Annotated in this window: 13 protein-coding genes; 2 read left to right on the top strand and 11 right to left on the bottom strand. The window is 59.7% G+C overall.

Features of this window, described 5'->3' with window-relative positions; genetic code table 11:
- Positions 1 to 44: 44 nt before the first annotated feature.
- The 3 genes from SANT_RS15855 to SANT_RS15840 all read right to left on the bottom strand — a co-directional run bounded on the left by SANT_RS15855 (position 45) and on the right by SANT_RS15840 (position 4,400).
- Complete coding sequence (locus SANT_RS15855; protein ID WP_025423248.1) at positions 45 to 1,343, bottom strand: glycoside hydrolase family 28 protein; 1,299 nt, start codon at positions 1,341 to 1,343, stop codon at positions 45 to 47.
- A complete protein-coding gene (locus SANT_RS15850) occupies positions 1,343 to 2,875 on the bottom strand; it encodes an MFS transporter (RefSeq protein WP_025423247.1) in 1,533 nt (510 codons plus the stop codon). Before SANT_RS15850 ends, SANT_RS15855 begins: the two co-directional genes overlap by 1 nt.
- Before the next feature lie 616 nt (positions 2,876 to 3,491).
- Positions 3,492 to 4,400 carry a LysR family transcriptional regulator gene (locus SANT_RS15840; RefSeq protein ID WP_025423245.1) on the bottom strand — a complete coding sequence of 303 codons (909 nt, stop codon included), beginning with the start codon at positions 4,398 to 4,400 and terminating at the stop codon, positions 3,492 to 3,494.
- A 154-nt stretch (positions 4,401 to 4,554) separates the two neighbouring features.
- Between SANT_RS15840 and SANT_RS15835 the strand changes: the two genes are divergently transcribed.
- Positions 4,555 to 4,950, top strand: a complete 396-nt coding sequence (locus SANT_RS15835) for a cupin domain-containing protein (protein WP_025423244.1) — start codon at positions 4,555 to 4,557, stop codon at positions 4,948 to 4,950.
- A gap of 1,129 nt (positions 4,951 to 6,079) precedes the next feature.
- Here the strand turns inward: SANT_RS15835 and SANT_RS15830 are convergent.
- The 7 genes from SANT_RS15830 to SANT_RS15795 all read right to left on the bottom strand — a co-directional run bounded on the left by SANT_RS15830 (position 6,080) and on the right by SANT_RS15795 (position 13,345).
- The gene (locus tag SANT_RS15830; RefSeq protein ID WP_335328931.1) at positions 6,080 to 6,475 is read right to left on the bottom strand and encodes a hypothetical protein; all 396 of its coding nucleotides are present in this window, start codon (positions 6,473 to 6,475) and stop codon (positions 6,080 to 6,082) included.
- Positions 6,476 to 6,658: 183 nt separating this feature from the next.
- On the bottom strand, positions 6,659 to 7,363 hold the full coding sequence (locus tag SANT_RS15825; protein ID WP_038668679.1) for an ABC transporter ATP-binding protein: 705 nt from the start codon (positions 7,361 to 7,363) through the stop codon (positions 6,659 to 6,661).
- Complete coding sequence (locus tag SANT_RS15820) at positions 7,360 to 8,205, bottom strand: ABC transporter ATP-binding protein (RefSeq protein WP_025423241.1); 846 nt, start codon at positions 8,203 to 8,205, stop codon at positions 7,360 to 7,362. The genes SANT_RS15825 and SANT_RS15820 overlap by 4 nt, the downstream gene beginning before the upstream one ends.
- The gene (locus SANT_RS15815; protein WP_025423240.1) at positions 8,192 to 9,067 is read right to left on the bottom strand and encodes an ABC transporter permease; all 876 of its coding nucleotides are present in this window, start codon (positions 9,065 to 9,067) and stop codon (positions 8,192 to 8,194) included. Before SANT_RS15815 ends, SANT_RS15820 begins: the two co-directional genes overlap by 14 nt.
- Before the next feature lie 11 nt (positions 9,068 to 9,078).
- The gene (locus tag SANT_RS15810; RefSeq protein ID WP_025423239.1) at positions 9,079 to 10,131 is read right to left on the bottom strand and encodes an ABC transporter permease; all 1,053 of its coding nucleotides are present in this window, start codon (positions 10,129 to 10,131) and stop codon (positions 9,079 to 9,081) included.
- A complete protein-coding gene (locus SANT_RS15805; RefSeq protein ID WP_025423238.1) occupies positions 10,131 to 11,699 on the bottom strand; it encodes an ABC transporter substrate-binding protein in 1,569 nt (522 codons plus the stop codon). The genes SANT_RS15810 and SANT_RS15805 overlap by 1 nt, the downstream gene beginning before the upstream one ends.
- Before the next feature lie 437 nt (positions 11,700 to 12,136).
- The gene (locus tag SANT_RS15795) at positions 12,137 to 13,345 is read right to left on the bottom strand and encodes a pyridoxal phosphate-dependent aminotransferase (RefSeq protein WP_025423236.1); all 1,209 of its coding nucleotides are present in this window, start codon (positions 13,343 to 13,345) and stop codon (positions 12,137 to 12,139) included.
- Positions 13,346 to 13,515: 170 nt separating this feature from the next.
- Between SANT_RS15795 and SANT_RS15790 the strand changes: the two genes are divergently transcribed.
- Positions 13,516 to 14,715, top strand: coding sequence for a glutamine amidotransferase-related protein (locus SANT_RS15790; protein WP_025423235.1), 1,200 nt, complete (start codon positions 13,516 to 13,518; stop codon positions 14,713 to 14,715).
- Between the two features lie 79 nt (positions 14,716 to 14,794).
- Here the strand turns inward: SANT_RS15790 and SANT_RS15785 are convergent, their stop codons facing one another.
- Positions 14,795 to 15,718, bottom strand: a complete 924-nt coding sequence (locus tag SANT_RS15785) for a dihydrodipicolinate synthase family protein (protein WP_025423234.1) — start codon at positions 15,716 to 15,718, stop codon at positions 14,795 to 14,797.
- Positions 15,719 to 15,740: the final 22 nt, after the last annotated feature.

Below are 15,740 nucleotides of genomic sequence, written 5' to 3'. Positions count from 1 at the left end.
AGCGAGGGAAACCCCAGCCCGACGCGCTGCGTCGGGCTGGCGCGCTACAGGAAGGTCACGTGTTCCGCGTTCACCACCTTTATGCCGCGGTCGTCATCATGAAAATGGCCTTCGGTTGGCTCGGTATGCCAGGTTGGCAGCAACTGGTCTGCCTGCGCCAGCGAATAACGATAGTTTTCAATGGTGACACGTTGTATAGGCGCTTCGGGTAGCCCGACAATAAACGCGGCGGTGGCGCGTATGTCGGTTGCCTGAACATGGGCTATGCGCACGTTCTCAATCCGCGGCGTCATAGGCGTTACCGGCTGCGCCGTCTCCGATAAGGTGGTGTCGCGTTCTGCCGGCAGTACCCCGGGCGCAAAATATTGCCCGATAACAATCGGACACCAGCAGCCGGTCATCGTCAGATTGCTCAAGGTGATATTTTTTATCGTACCGCCCCGGCCGCGCCGCGACTTCAATCGTATCGCGCGCTGGGTGCCTTCAAAGACGCAATCGTTAACCGTCACATCCTCGATTCCCCCCGCGGTTTCTGAACCGATGGCAATACCGCCGTGGCTCGCCAGTATTTTGCAGTGGCTGACCGTGACGCCGCGTGTCGGCAAATTAATACGCAACCCGTCCGCGCCCGATCCCGATTTCAACGTTACGGCATCATCACCGACATCAAACAAGCAGTGTTCGATAACGATGTCTTCCGAGGAATCAAGATCGACGGCGTCCGTATTTATGGCGTCGGCGGGATTAAGAATTTTGACGCCTCGCAAAATGATATCCCGCGAATACACCGTATGGCAGGTCCAAAAGGGCGAATTTTGCAGGGTGATATCCTCGAGGCGGATATGGCGGCATTTCCAGAATTGCAGTAGCGGCGGGCGTAGGAACTGCGTTTGCGGCCGCGCGCCGCCGCCGGGGCGGGACAGATAATCGGGATTGCGCGCGGCGAGCGCCAGCTCATAGGATTCCCGCGGCGTCATGCGGTCCTCCGCTTCGATTTGCCGGAAAGTATCCCACCACCATTGTCCCGCGCCATCAATAACGCCTTCACCGCGCAGAGTGATGTTACTGGCCTCGCTCGCATACATCAGCGGCCGCATGGCATAGCATTCAATGCCCTCCCAGCGCGTCCATATCGGCGGATAGCAGTGGGGATCGGCGCGAAAGCGGATGATGGCGCCCGCCTCAAGGGTAAGGATTAAATCACTGTACAGCGTCACGGGGCCGGTTTCATAAACGCCTGCGGGGACGATAAGCTCCGCGCTGGCGCCAGGTGAGGCGCTGGCGGCGGCCGCGTCAATGGCATCCTGTAGCGTAGGAAAATGTGTAGCGTTATAGCGAGTCATTATTTTTTGGCATCCCAAATTTCAGCGTATGGATAGCCCGTCAAATCCTCAACCACGTCGCGGGTGACCGGATCGACATCCGCTTTGGCGCCGCCCTGTTGCAGCCGGGTCATTTCGTCTTTGATGATTTTATGGGTATGGGGGTTAAGGTTGAATGTGCGGGCAAGGTAGAGCGAATAGAGTAGGCAAACCAGCGGAATGACGATAAAGGCCAGCATGATGGCGAGTTTGGCGCCGTCGGTTTGTACGGCGAGAGACTTATCGAATCCCCCTAATACCAGAACCCAGCCGATGATAGCCGACCCGATGGCGCCGGTTAATTTGCGGGTAAACGTTTGGCATGCGGCGAACGTGCCCGCTCTAAGCTTGGTCGACACCAGCGAATCAACATCCGGCACCAGGGGGATGACATTCCACACGGTATATTCCATGGTTTGTCGGCCGATTTGGAACAGGGAGGATAAAACAATGATGGTGACGAACGCCGCGGCGGGGGCGAGCTGGATATCGAACAGATATAGGCCCGAATAATAAAGCAGCACCAGGATCATTAGTGAGAAAGCCAGCGTCCAGAGCCATTTCGGCCCGTAGCGGTACATAAAATAGGTCGCGATAGGAACAACGATTAAGCCGATGATGGAAAGTGAAGACGCCGTCTGCGCCATCGCTTGGGAAAGACCCAGCACAAACGCGACATAGAAGAAGAAAGCGGTATTAAAACAGTCTTTGGCAAAATACGAGACGAAATAGAGGGTACAGGTTCTGCGACAGGCCTTGGTTTTCAACACGCGACCGTATTCTTTAAAAGCGTACAGGAGATTTTTCTTTTCATCGGTTTTAGTGTGTTGCTCAAATTCGGCCACGTAGTTGGGCGAGAATTCCCAGGTAGTGAAATAGGTGATAAGCGTCCCGGCGCAGAGTGCGATGCCGAAAATGATACCGGACAGGGTATAGGCCTCCGCGCTGTCTTTACCCAGGACGGATAGGAGAATAGCCGGCAGCCCGGTGACCGCGAAAGTACCGAAGGCGGAAATAAACATCCGTACCGAACTGAGTTTTACCCGTTCATTGGCGTCATCGGTCATCTCGGTCGCCAGCGTTTCGTAAGCGATATTGTTAAATGATTGGGCGGTGTCCAGCAGCAATAGGACGATGAAATACCACCAATACGAGCCCACTTGCACGGTAAACAGCAGCGGAAAGCAGATGAGGGTCAATATCGCGCCGATGATAAATAGCGTATGGCGGCGGCCAAGCCGTCGTCCGAGGCGGGTGCGGAATAAATGGTCGGATACGCCGCCGATTGCGCCGCACACCAGCATATCCAGTATTTTCAAGACAAATAACATCGTGCCGACGAGGCCGGCGTTGAGTTCGGCGAAAGTGGTTAAAAATAGCATCAAATAGGAGCCGACCAGCGTTCCCCACGCTGAACCGTTCAGGTCCGTCATGGCATAGCCCAGGGAGCGAAGCATCGTGATGTTTTTTTTCTTATAAACGCGCATGTTTTCATAGTCAGGCTGCTGCGACATGTCTCTCCCTCGCAAAAATGGCATCATCAATCAAGCGTGTCGAAGGCGCTTCAGGGCAGGCGCGGGCCATGGTCTGCCGCCATAGCGGTACCCAAGCTCCGCTTGCGGGCTGACTGGCGCCGTTATCTGATGGCATGGGGGGCGGCGCAATCGGGTGATACCCGATTGCACGCCGCGGTTTGTGTTTTACGCTAAACTGCCCTGCGCAAGCCACCGGCTCGGGGGTATTCTTGGCGCTATCGGTAGCGGGAACAATTCCATTATTTCACTATGTTATTGAAAAATTTCCCAAACGTGCGCCAGCTCACAATCCGGCGTGGAGCAATGACGCCGCAGGGTCTGGGCTTGAAAGGCTCGTTGTCGCGGATGAGGAACGGGGGCAGCCACCGGCGCCGGAGGTCATGCCGAGGTTGGTGTGACAATCCTATCGAGGCTTGCGCGGCAAACGTGTCGAGCTGCGCGTGACGATAAGATCGTTGTCGTTGTCGTTGTCGATGTCGGTCGCGGCTGCGGCCGCCAAAGGCCATAACCGCACAAAAGCGGTCAGTGCCGGCCGCGCCGGGTCACGGACGTTGACGTCAGCGCCGCGCCCCTGCGGGGAGGGGATACCGGCCAATCAACCTTGGGGCGTTTCCCGGTTGGCGCGCAGGGCCGCCACGAAGAGGGAAAACGCCGTCGTGTGCTGCCTGCGGCTGGGATAATAGAGATAATAACCGGGGAAAACGTCACACCACGCCTCCAGAACCCGGACCAGACGTCCTTCGGCTATCTCATGACTTACCGTATCTTCAGGGAGGTAAATCAGGCCCAAATCGGCTTTCGCCGCATCAATACGATGATGTAAGGCATTGATAGTCAACTGGCCTTCTACTTTGACCCGCAGCTCTTTACCGTCGTGCGCAAATTCCCAGGGCATAAGGCCGCCCAGCGTCAGCGAGCGCATGGTGATGCAACGATGGTGTTGCAGGTCCGATGGCACGCGCGGCGGACGATGGCGGGCGAAATAAGCCGGCGAACCCACTACCGCCATCCGCATCGGCGGGCCAATGGGGACGGCGACCATATCTTTCGCCACCTGCTCTCCGAGACGGACACCCGCATCGAACCGGTGGCTTACAATATCGGTTAAGGCATTATCTACCGTCACTTCAACATGGATATCGGGCCATTGCGGCAAAAAGGTACGCAATACCGGCCATAGGATATAATCGGCGGCGTGCTCGCCGGCGGTCACGCGAATATTCCCGGCCGGCACATCACGCATGTCTTTCATCGCGTTCAGTTCAATTTCGATATCGTTGAAATGCGGCCCTATGCGCTCAAGCAGACGTTCGCCGGCCTGCGTTACAGACACGCTGCGCGTGGTCCGCGTCAACAGGCGAATACCCATTCTCTCTTCCAAATTGCGCATGGAATGGCTGAGGGCGGATTGCGATAGCCCCAACCGCGCCGCTGCGCGGGTAAAACTGCGCTCTTGGGCGACGATGAGAAACGCCATGAGATCGTTGAAATTTTCTTTTAGCACCCGAATCACGCTTTGTGCATAGTGTCGTTTTGATCATTATAGCGCGTTGATTGATGAATAAAATTCATAACGCCAATCGTCTTATTGCTGCTAATCGGCGCGTCGGGGGGCTGATACGCTTAATGACATCGCGAATCTTGCAGGAGAATCCGCAATGCACATCATCCATGCCGCCTCAACCCCCTCCAGCGTCGGGTCAGACGCCTACTTCACCGGCCGGGTCCGAGTCGATTCCCCTTTTCAGGCCGCGGCGCCGGCCCGCGTCGGGGGCGCAACGGTCACTTTTGAGCCCGGCGCCAGGACGGCATGGCATACCCATCCCCTGGGCCAGACGCTGATTGTGACGCAGGGGCAGGGCTGGATACAGTGCGCCGGCGAGCCGATCTACGTCATTAGCCAGGGTGATAGGGTCTGGATCCCGCCGGAGGTGAAACATTGGCACGGTGCAACGCCTGACACCGCCATGACGCATCTTGCGATAGCTGAAGCGTTAAACGGCAGCCCGGTAACCTGGTTGGAGCCGGTCGCCGACGCGCAGTACAGCCGTTAACTGACCGCGGCGTGCCACATCGGTGGGCTGATTAACGAATTTCGTTGATTAACCCGCTTAACGATGTGACGCCGCGGCGGTATAGCAGCAAGATTAGACGCCCGGTTTTATTCCCCGCGCCTCATGATTAGGGCAAACAACCGATGTCTAGCGTGTAATCAAAATGCTAATATAAGTAGCCGTGCCTATTGGCGTTATTTAGGGCAAGGTGCACGCTGCGTTGTTTTATCATTACATCGCCAGTTCATTGCCCGTGAGGGGATTATAGAAGGCATTAAACCCTGCTATCTATCCTATATCGTTCCGTTAAATCCATGGAATTAATACTTGCCTAAAGGTCTAATGTATTGCGCGCCGTCAGCTTACGACCAGGCCACGCGCCCGTGGCTGAATCGAGGCTGTTTCCTGCTGTTACGGACTGTTCGTGACGGGATAGAAAAAAGCCTTGCGCGATTATCAACGCTGACATTTTTCACCATTAATTATCAAAAAACACGATTAGCGGCCGAGGCGGGAATATTTATCTTCAGCGTTATTTCAATCGTCATGGGGTACTGGTAAACAGCACTCATTACATTTCACCACACAAGTGATATTCTCCGGTATAACCACTGTACCATCCTCCTTCGCTCTTATGTTGCCCGGACTGTCCGGGCTTTTTTTAGCCACGCGGAGTCATATTCTTATCCTTGAAATACAGCCGATGACCTTTACAGGGGGCTAATTATCATCACCAGTAATTTTTTGGATGGGATGACAGCGTTTTTTTAGTGTTATCCGTACGTTTTTTTTCATCGTCGCTAGGGCGTCGTCAAACATCTGCAACCGGCCGGGCGAAATTCGATCTGGCCTCTTTGTTTCTTGAGAAACAAGGCGACAACAGAAGTCTTACCCCAGCGGCCAGATTAACCATCGCTGCGAAATAATGAGGTGATGGTTAATCTGGCCGCGATGCGTTTGGGATCATCACATAACACAGGCAGGGGGACGTTTGCTGGCTACCGGAAGAGACGCGGCAGGGGGCTCCGCGCGGTCTCAACCAAGAGAGCCAACGACATTGCCGTGGCGCGCGGTAGCGAAGCGGTGGTGAACGGCCCAGCGGACGGGGCAAAAGCGCTCGGCGCCGTGGTCAAGGGCAGGTATAAGATACCCATTGATTAGCTGGCGCATTGATTATGCTGAATTTGTGATCGGATACTCTTTGCGCCAGAAAGCCCTCCCGAGTGACGGCGGAAGGAAGGTATTTGTTGCGGTCGGTGGATTTCAGCGGCCCGCTCTCTACGGTCATCTTCGGCATGGCGACGGAGAAAGAATTAAACCGATCGATAATTAACGCCTGCGTCACGCCGAGCGGCTGTCCCGCCAGCGTTTTGATTTCCCCACGGCATTCGACGCCGTGGTAGTGCGAGGCGCAGGCGCTGAGAAGCAGCGCGCAAAACATGACGCCAATCCTTTGCCCGACGCGCAACGGAAGTGTGCACATTGCCTCGACGCGCGGTGATGCCACTCCCTGTTTCAACGCCATAGTCTCATCTTCCTTATTATTGACGCTTACTATCTCTGCATGATGCCATTTCGCCAGGCGGGTGAGCGTGCGTTAACCGGCGGCCGACCGCCGGGATAGCGTCGCCGCTTTAGGCGCAGGCCGAGACGGTAACCGCTTGGTGATGTATGAAGTGTAGTCGCCACCGGCAAAAGCGAGGTAAGTTTATGCTGATTCGCGGTGAAAGTCGCCGCCGTCGACAATGACCCCTTGCGCCATGGTGGCCGCACGGTCACACATGTGATCGATCACGTCGCGATCGTGACTGACCAGCACCAGGGTTAAATCCCCGCGCTGCTTCAGCTCGTTGAGCAAATTGAGGATCTCCGCCTGCACGGACATATCCAGCGCGGAAGTCGGTTCATCAAGCAGTAGCAGACGCGGACGCAGCAGCAGCGCGCGCACGATCGCCACGCGTTGGCGCTGACCGCCCGATAGCTGATGGGGATAGCGGTCAACCAGCGCCGCGTCCAGCCCGACCTGGCGAAATCCGGCGAGAATTTTGTCGCCGATATCGCGTTCTTTCAACAGCTTCAATGGTTCAGCCAATGTCCGCATCAATTTATGTTTCGGATGCAGGGACGAATAGGGATCCTGGAATACCATCTGCACTTCGCGCCGCAGCACGCCGGTGAAGGGCTGTTCCGGCACAAGTTCGCGTCCCAGCAGGCGCATTTGGCCCTGCCAGTGGGGATTCAGCCCCGCCAGTACCCATAACAGGGAGGACTTGCCACATCCCGACGGCCCCACCAGCCCGAAACATTCGCCGGCGGCCACGGTCAGGTTAATATCCTGCACGACGGTGCGCCGGCTGTAACCCTGCTGATGCGCAACGCTCAACCGCTGTAACCGAATTATAGGTTCGCTCATTTTGTTTCTCCCAGCGTGGCGCGGTCCAAAACCGGTAAGGGTTGACCGCGGGTCGCCTTGGAGGGGCGGCACGACCATAGCGTGCGCGTATAGGGATGCGTTGCGTTTGCCAGTTCACCGGCCGGTAACTGGTCGAGCAGTTCGCCACGATACATGACCATGACCCGTTCGCAATGCTGGGCGACCTGCTGTAGGTCGTGGCTTATCAGCAGCAGGCCCATGTTGCGTTCCGCCACCAGTTTTTCAATCAGGCTGAGAACCTGGTCGCGCATGGCGGAATCCAGCGCTGATGTCGGTTCATCGGCAATAAGCAAGCGCGGATCGTTAATGAGGGCGATGGCCAGCATCACCCGTTGCCCCATTCCTCCCGACAGCTGATGGGGATAGCGGTCGCTTAGTTTGCGGGGATCCGGCAGGCCGACCGCGGCCAACATCTCCAACATCTTTTCCTGCCGTTCGCGCCGGCCGAGCCGTTGGTGCAAGACCAGCGGCTCCATCACCTGTGTACCAATCGTCTGGCCGGGATTGAGGGCGTATTTGGGATCTTGTAGCACAATAGCGATGCCGTTTCCGCGCAAACGGTTCCAGTCACGTTGCCGCAGCCGGGTCAGATCCTCGCCGCGAAAGCGCAGGCCGGCAGCGTCCATCGTTAGCGGGGCGGGCAGCAGGCCCATCAACGCGCGGGCGGTCAGCGATTTCCCCGAGCCGGACTCCCCTACCAGCGCCACCCGTTCCTGCCCCAGGCAGAACGAGAGGGAGTTGACCAGCGCCACGGGCGGTTGCGCCGGCAGGGTAATGCGCAGTCGGTCGACCTGCAATAAGGGTGGATTAACGGTTGGCATGTCGAGGATCCATTTTGTCGCGCAGGCCATCGCCCAGCAGGTTAAACGCCAGACTGGTCAGCAAAATCGCGCCGCCCGGCGCGGCCGCCACCCACCATTGATCGAAAATGACTTTGCTGCCTTCCGCCACCATCGACCCCCACTCGGCGGTGGGCGGCTGAATACCCATGCCGAGGAAACCTAACCCGGCGGCGGCCAGGATGATACCGCCGAGGCTGAGCGCCGCGCGCACTACGGCGCTCGGCAGGCATAGCGGCAGAATGTGGCCGAACATCAGGCGCGGCCCGCCAATGCCTTGCATTCGCGCCGCGGCCAGATAGTCGCTGCGCCGCAGCGCCAGGGTTTCGGTTCGCGACTGACGCGCGAACGGCGGCCAACTGGTGAGCGCCAGGGCCAGCGCGCCGTTCATCAAACCAGGGCCCATCATGGCCACCAGCGCCAGCGCGATAACCAGACTGGGTAGGGACATGACGATATCCGTAATGCGCATCAACACCCGCTCGGTCCAGCCGCCGAGATAGCCTGCGCAGATACCGAGCAGCAGCCCGGTGGGCACCGTCAGTACCAAGATCAGCACAATCAGGACCAAGGTCGGCCGCGCGCCGTATATAACGCGGGACAACAGGTCGCGGCCAAAGCCGTCGGTGCCCAGCCAGTGGTGCGGCGAGGGCGGCATCAGGCGGATTTCAATATGCTGAAAATTAGGGTCGAACGGCGCCAGCCAGGGGGCGAACGCCGCCAGCAGGACCAGCACGCAGACCAGGAACCCGCCGAGGGTCAGCGCATTCAAGGGCCTGCGGCGCGACCGCGGGGTCCGCGGCGGCGGTGCTTCGCCGTTGACGGGCTGAAGCGGTTCTTGCATTGAAAGTTGTGTCATCGTGTTCGGGGATGGGTTAAATAAGTCAGCGCATCGGCCAGCGCGTTGAGCAGAATGAAACAGGCGCCTATCAGGAGCGTGGCGCCCAGTATCGCCGGGGTGTCGGCAGCGAACAGCGCATTGGTCAAGTAGCGGCCCACGCCGGGCCAGGCAAATACCGTTTCGGTCAAGACCGCGCCCTCCAGTAAACTGGCGTACGAGAGGGATAACACGGTAATCAACGGGCCCAGCACGTTGGGGAAAACATGACGCAGCAATATCCGCCAGCGGCCGGCCCCTTTGGCGCGGGCCAGCATCACGTACTCTTTGCTGCTCTCTTCCAGCAGCAGTGCGCGCAGTAGGCGTGTAATGCCGGCCATAGACAGCAGACCCAACACCGCCACCGGTAGCCACAGATGGCTGACGGCGTTGCGGAACATGGCGCTATCGCCGGACAGGGCGCTATCGACCAGGACCAGCCCGGTCTTTGGCTCTAGAGTATAGAGATAGATATCATCCAGCCTGCCGGGTCCGCTGGCCCAGTGCAGTACGGCATAAAACAGCAGCAGTCCCAGCAGGCCGAGCCAAAAAACCGGCACCGAGTAACCGAGCAATGAAATCAGCCGGGCTAGCGCATCCAACCAACTACCCGCTTTATACGCCGCCAGCAGCGCTAGGCTGATGCCGCCGATAGCGCCCGCCAGAATGGCGCAGGTCGCCAGCTCAAGCGTCGCGGGGAAAGTGCGCAGCAGATCGCTTAGCACCGGCTGGCCGGTGGTGCGCGATAGCCCCAAGTCGCCCTGGGCCAGATGCTGCAGATAGCGCCAAAACTGCACCGGCAGCGAATGATCTAGCCCCAACTGGTGGCTCACTTGGGCATAGGTGGCGGCGCTGGCGTGGTCGCCCACCAGTTGCAGCACCGGGTCGATCGGCGCCAGGTGCGATAGCATGAAGGTGAAAACGAGCAGGCCGAACAGCGTCACCGCCAGCGACATCACGCCGGTAAGCAGGCGTCCGCCCCAGCGCCAGCGCTGCCCCGCGGCGTCGTTTATCGTCGCGGTCGCCGTCATTACTTGGTTACCTTGCTATAAAAGACCATATCCGGGTTGATGCCCTGAACATACTCTTTTAAATTATCGCGCACCGCAATCAGATTGCGCGCCTGCAAGCCGATCACAAAGGGGGAGTGGTGCAGCAGTTCCTGCTGCAGGTGCTGATAAAGCGCAACGCGTTTTTGTGGCGAACTCTCGGCCGTGGCGGCCAATACCTGCTTATTCAGCGCTGGATTAACCCAGTTGGCGCGCGCGGCCAGCGTAGAGCTGCCGTCCTGCGGGTTATAGGCGAAGGCGGCGGCGTTGGTGTTCGGGTCGAAGTAATCCGGTCCCCAGGAGCCAAGATTGGCCTCGAAGTCGTGATTTTTGACGCGGGTGGACACTTGGGCGCTCAGGCCGGGCACGACGTTTACTTTTACGCCCCCCTTGGCGAAGCTGCCCTGTAGCGCTTGGGCAATATCGAGATAGGGCGGCTGATTGCTCACGGCGAGCGTAAACGCGACATTGGTGAGACCGGCCTTGGCCAAAATTTGCTTGGCTTTTTCCGGATCAAAGCGGTAGGGCCGCTCGCTGCTGGCGCCGAGATAGCCTTCCGGCAAGAAGGTTTGATGCACCTGAAACTGCCCTTTCAGAAGATCGTCAGCGATACCCTGATAATCAAACAGATAACGCGCCGCCTCCCAGAACGCGGGGTTTTTCAACGCCGGCGACGCCTGGGTGTTAAACAGCAAAAAATACAGAGACGCCATCGGCACAGCCAGCGGCTTGACGCCCGGTTTACCCTGCAGCGCCGCGATTTGATCCGCGCCCAGGTTGCGGGCGATATCGGCATCGCCCTGCTCGACCAATAAGCGGCGAGCGGCCGGATCCGGCACGTTTTTAATGAGCAGGGTCGCAAGCTTCGGCGCGCCTTCGGGCGATCCGGGGTTGGCCTGCAATACCAGCGCTTCATGGGGCACATAGGTACGGATTTGGTAGGGGCCGCTGCCGGCGGAGTGGCTGTTTAACCAGTCGTGGCCGAAGTCGCCGTCTTTTTCATGGGCCAGTGCGAGTTTGGCGTCAATGATGGACGACACCGGCGCGGAGAGCAGGCTTAGCACATAGGTTGGACTGACCTCGGCGGTCCAGCGGACGGTGATCTGGCGATCGCCGGTTTTACTCAGCATGCTGTCGACGTTTTGGCTAGTCCACCCCAGTTGGGTGAGGATAAACGACGGCTCCAGATTCAGTTTGATGACCCGCGACAGGGAAAAAATCACGTCTTCGGGGCGCAGCGGGTTGCCGCTGGCGAATTTTGCGTCCGGGCGCAGGGTGAAGGTGAGACTGCGGTTGTCGCTGCCGGCCTGCCACGCGCTGGCCAGGGTCGGTTGCAGCGTCACCGGATCCTGCGGATTTGATTGCAAAAGCCGCTGGTACAGGCTGTTAAAAGATTGCACGGTGGTCAACTCAAAACCCTGCGCGGGATCGAAGCTGATAGCGTCATCAATGGATTGGGCGATAACCAGCGTATTCGCCGGGGTTGCCCCTTGGGCGCCGGCGGTAATCATAAGGCTGGCAAGGGCAGCGCAGCAGTGACGAAGCTTCATATAACAATTCCTGCTAATAAAAAGAAAGGTAAAATTGCAGGCAGTGTAGAGGAGGCGCGGGGAATGTTTTAATTCTTTTAAGGAATATAGTTAGTAAAAAAAGAATTTGCCAGCGGCGGTTTTCGGTGACGGCGGCGCCGCGCCGCCGAGGTAAACAGCGATCGTGGCGCCACGCCTATCCAGGAAAGCTGGACGTTTAGCACGCAAGACGGGCGAACGCTGCACCACGCCGGACGCGCGTCATGAAATAAGGGCGAACGCGGCGCCAAGCCGGGCGCGGTCGCGAAATAAGGGCGAACGCGGCGCCAAGCCGGACGCGCGTCATGAAATAAGAGCAAACGCGGCGCCAAGCCGGGCGCGGGTCGCGAATTAAGGGGGAACGCGGCGCCAAGCCGGACGCGCGTCACGGTATACGGGACGCGCGCTGCGTGGACTGCTTAGCGCAACCGGGCGCAGGCCTGGCCAATGCGCGCGCAGGCTTCCTCCAAGCGCTTATCGTCTATCGCATAGGCGATGCGCAGATAACCTGGCGTGCCGAACGCGCTGCCTTGCAGCGTCGCCACGTGCGCGCTTTGCACCAGATAATCCGCCACGGCGACATCGCTGTTCAATACCGCGCCTTCCGGCGTCTGTTTGCCCAGTAGTCCCTGACAATTGGCGAACACGTAAAAGGCGCCGGGGGGCAGCGCGGCGCTGAGGCCGTCCACCTCGGCGATCATCGCCATCACCCGCGCGCGGCGGCGGGAAAGCGTGGCTAGCCACTGTGAAAGAAACTGCGCGGGCTGCGTCAGCGCCGCCACCGCCGCCGCCTGGGAAATGGAGCTGGGGTTGGAGGTGCTTTGGGATTGCAGAATTTGCATGGCCGCAATCAGCCACGCCGGGCCGCCGGCATAGCCCAGTCGCCAGCCGGTCATAGAATAACCTTTCGACAATCCATTTACCGTCAGCGTACGCCCGTGCAGCCGCGTCTCCACCTGCGCCAGCGTCGCGAAGGGCTGAGCGTCGTGGCGCATATGCTCGTAAATATCATCCGCCATAATGAGCACCTGCGGAGCGTCAAGCAGTACCGCCGCGAGGCCCTTTAACTCCTCGACGCTGTAAACCGCGCCGGTGGGATTATTGGGGGAGTTCAGAATAAGCCAGCGGGTGGCGGGGGTGATGGCGGCGGCCAGATCGGCGGCGGAGAGTTTCCAACCGGACGCTTCACTGCAAGGGATGATGCGCGCCTGGCCGTCCGCCAGGGCGACCATATCAGGATAAGAGACCCAGTAAGGCGCGGGCACCAGCACCTCGTCACCGGCGGCAACCGTGGCCAGTAGCGCGTTGAAAATCAGCTGCTTGGCGCCGCTGCCGGCAATCACTTCTTCCGGGCGGTAGCGTAAGCCGTTTTCCTTGCCGAATTTAGCGATGATGGCCGCTTTCAGCGCGGCGGTGCCCGGCACGGCGGTATATTTGGTATCGCCCTGGCGAATGGCGTCGATGCCCGCCTGCTTGATGTTCTCCGGGGTATCGAAGTCCAATTCGCCTTCGCCCAGATTGATCACATCTATACCCGCCAGGCTCATGGCGCGCACGCGGTCGGAAATCGCCGCGGTGGGAGAGGGGCGTACCCGTTTCATGCGCGGGGCAATGTGTTCCACAGTCATGACATCCTCGTATTGTATTATTTGACACAATTAATGCAATTTAAGGTACCATGAGCCGCTGTCTGATGCGTACGGATTTTATCCGGTTAACGGTTTTTTTTATGACCCACGGCCTCAGGCAGCCGCAGTCATAGGTTCAGCTTATCACCCCTCATTGCAAGGAACGGGATATGACCGTAATGGTAGTGGTAGAGGACGGCGAGCAGCCGGCACGGTTTAGCGTGATGGCCGGAACATTGGCCGCTGAACATCAACTGCCGCTGATTTGCGTACGCAGCGACTGGCCGACGCAGCGCTTTCCCGACGCCCGGCAGCATGTATTGGCGGGCGGCGGCCTGGCCACCAGCGGCCTGTTGTGGCCGGAGCGGCTGAGCGGCCGCTGGCTGGCGCCGGAATGCGTGCCCGCCACCGCCTTGGCGCTGCCGGCGGACTGCGTGGTGGCCACGCCGCCGCAGCAGGCGTCGGCGGTCATCGCGAGCCTCCAGCAACACGGGCACCGCTTTCAGCGCTTACATATCCGTCGGCAGGGCGGTGAGTGGCAACTGGCGGCGGAGGAGAGCCGTGCCGTCGGCGATCCGTGGCGTCAGGACGATTTCGGCCGCTGGCTGCGCGCCACGCCGCGGGCTGACGTCGCCCAAAGCGCGCCGCCGCGCCGCCGGCCGGTGGTGGTGGCGCTGATAGGCAGCCGCGCGGATCAATGGGACAGCTATCCGGCGACACTGGCGGCGCTCGGGGATGCCGCCGACGCGCTGGGGTTGGCGCTCAGAGTGCGTTATTTATCGCCGCAGCGGCTTGAACCAACGCTTAAGGCGCTGGACGAGGTCGACGGCGTATTGCTGCCGGGCGGATCGGCGATGGCCAATGTCGCCGGGCAAATCGCGGTGGCGCGCGACACGCTATTGCGCGGCATTCCCACGCTCGGGTTATGCCTCGGGATGCAGACCATGGCCACGGCGGCGCTGCAACAGTTGGCTTCGCTGCGCGCGGCTTCGCTGGCGGAGGCGGATCCCGCGGCGCCGGTAAAAACCTTTGTGCCGCTGTGTCAGCCGGCGCTTACCGGGGTACACCGCAGCGGCCGTCTGAGCCTGCACAGTCAGCCGGGAACGCTGATGGCCGCACTGCTGGGGGAAAGCAGCCCGCTGCATTACAATCACCGCTATCAATTTAATCCGTTACTGAACGAGGCGCTGACGCAGACCGGTATTCGGGTTAGCGCGCTGGGCGGGGAAGGGACGGTGGTGGATGCCATCGAGGCGAGCGATGGCCGATTCTGGTGCGGCGTACAGGGCCATCCCGAACTGGGGTCGCGTCAGGACGCGCCGCATCCGCTGGTCACCGCGCTGCTGCGGCGCGCGGCCGGAGAAGAATAAGCCAGAAGGGGCTGGTCCCCTCCTGGCTCTGGGCTCGCGCTTTCACCTTGGCCAGCCCGTCGTGGCGCCGGCCAAAGGGTTATTGCGCCAGCGTCACGCCGCTGCGCGCATCGGCTGCCAGGCTTTGCAACACCGCGCGGGTTTGCTCAATCACCTCGGGACCCACATCGACAAGCGGCAACCGGACATGTCCGCCGTTGAAACCGCGCAGATTCATGGCCGCTTTGACCAACTGCGGTTGGCCGTGGCGGCGGGCGAGGGCGCGGAAGTCATACCACAGACGGTGCAGATCGCGCGCGGTCGCGGCATCGCCGGACTCCAGCGCGCGGAAGGTCGCCAGCACCAGCTCCGGCAAGGCGCCGCTGTTAGTGGTGCTGATGCCGTCGAAGCCGCACATCATCGGCCCCAGGAACGCCAGGTCCGACGCACAGAACAGCCGTAAACGACCGCCCAGACGATTGGCTATCTGATCGATGGCGGTCGGGTTCAGGTCGCCCTGTTTGATGCCCACCACCTGCGGGATATCCGCCAGCTGTTCCAGAATCGGCGGCGCGAGCGTGATGCCGATGCCCGGGGCGTTATACACCAGAATGCCGGTGCGGGAGAGCGGCGCCATCCGTTTAAAGAAGCTGACGATCTGCGCATCGGTGACCTCCGAGACAAACGGCGGCGTCACCATCGGCAGCCCGCCGAGATCGCCCGCCAGCCGCGTGAGCTGTTCTACCACGCGCGCATCGGAGCCGGCGCTGCACAGCATCACCGGTACCCGATCGTTCACCACATCCATTACGTGGCGAAAAATCGCCGCGCGCTCCTCCGGGGAGAGAGCGGGGAATTCGCCGTAGGTCCCGCCGATCAGAATACCGTCATAGCCCAGGCCGATAACCCGCTCAATGTTGGCGGCCAGGCCGGCGAAGTCGATTTCGCCGTCGTGGGTAAAGGGCGTCACGGTGATATTGAAAATACCGCGCAGGCGTTCGCGGCATTCGGTCATGTCTTTCATCAGATATCCTTTAAATTACAGG

It is taken from the genome of Sodalis praecaptivus, from assembly GCF_000517425.1.
Classification (GTDB): domain Bacteria; phylum Pseudomonadota; class Gammaproteobacteria; order Enterobacterales; family Enterobacteriaceae; genus Sodalis_A; species Sodalis_A praecaptivus.
Note: the sequence above shows the minus strand (reverse complement) of the source record. Positions and strands in the feature narration are given on the sequence as shown.

Coding starts and splice junctions, on each gene's coding strand:
- SANT_RS15855 (WP_025423248.1), bottom strand. CDS start 1,343: ATGACTCGCTATAACGCTACACATTTTCCTACGCTACAGGATGCCATT.
- SANT_RS15850 (WP_025423247.1), bottom strand. CDS start 2,875: ATGTCGCAGCAGCCTGACTATGAAAACATGCGCGTTTATAAGAAAAAA.
- SANT_RS15835 (WP_025423244.1), top strand. CDS start 4,555: ATGCACATCATCCATGCCGCCTCAACCCCCTCCAGCGTCGGGTCAGAC.
- SANT_RS15830 (WP_335328931.1), bottom strand. CDS start 6,475: ATGGCGTTGAAACAGGGAGTGGCATCACCGCGCGTCGAGGCAATGTGC.
- SANT_RS15825 (WP_038668679.1), bottom strand. CDS start 7,363: ATGAGCGAACCTATAATTCGGTTACAGCGGTTGAGCGTTGCGCATCAG.
- SANT_RS15820 (WP_025423241.1), bottom strand. CDS start 8,205: ATGCCAACCGTTAATCCACCCTTATTGCAGGTCGACCGACTGCGCATT.
- SANT_RS15815 (WP_025423240.1), bottom strand. CDS start 9,067: ATGCAAGAACCGCTTCAGCCCGTCAACGGCGAAGCACCGCCGCCGCGG.
- SANT_RS15810 (WP_025423239.1), bottom strand. CDS start 10,131: ATGACGGCGACCGCGACGATAAACGACGCCGCGGGGCAGCGCTGGCGC.
- SANT_RS15805 (WP_025423238.1), bottom strand. CDS start 11,699: ATGAAGCTTCGTCACTGCTGCGCTGCCCTTGCCAGCCTTATGATTACC.
- SANT_RS15795 (WP_025423236.1), bottom strand. CDS start 13,345: ATGACTGTGGAACACATTGCCCCGCGCATGAAACGGGTACGCCCCTCT.
- SANT_RS15790 (WP_025423235.1), top strand. CDS start 13,516: ATGACCGTAATGGTAGTGGTAGAGGACGGCGAGCAGCCGGCACGGTTT.
- SANT_RS15785 (WP_025423234.1), bottom strand. CDS start 15,718: ATGAAAGACATGACCGAATGCCGCGAACGCCTGCGCGGTATTTTCAAT.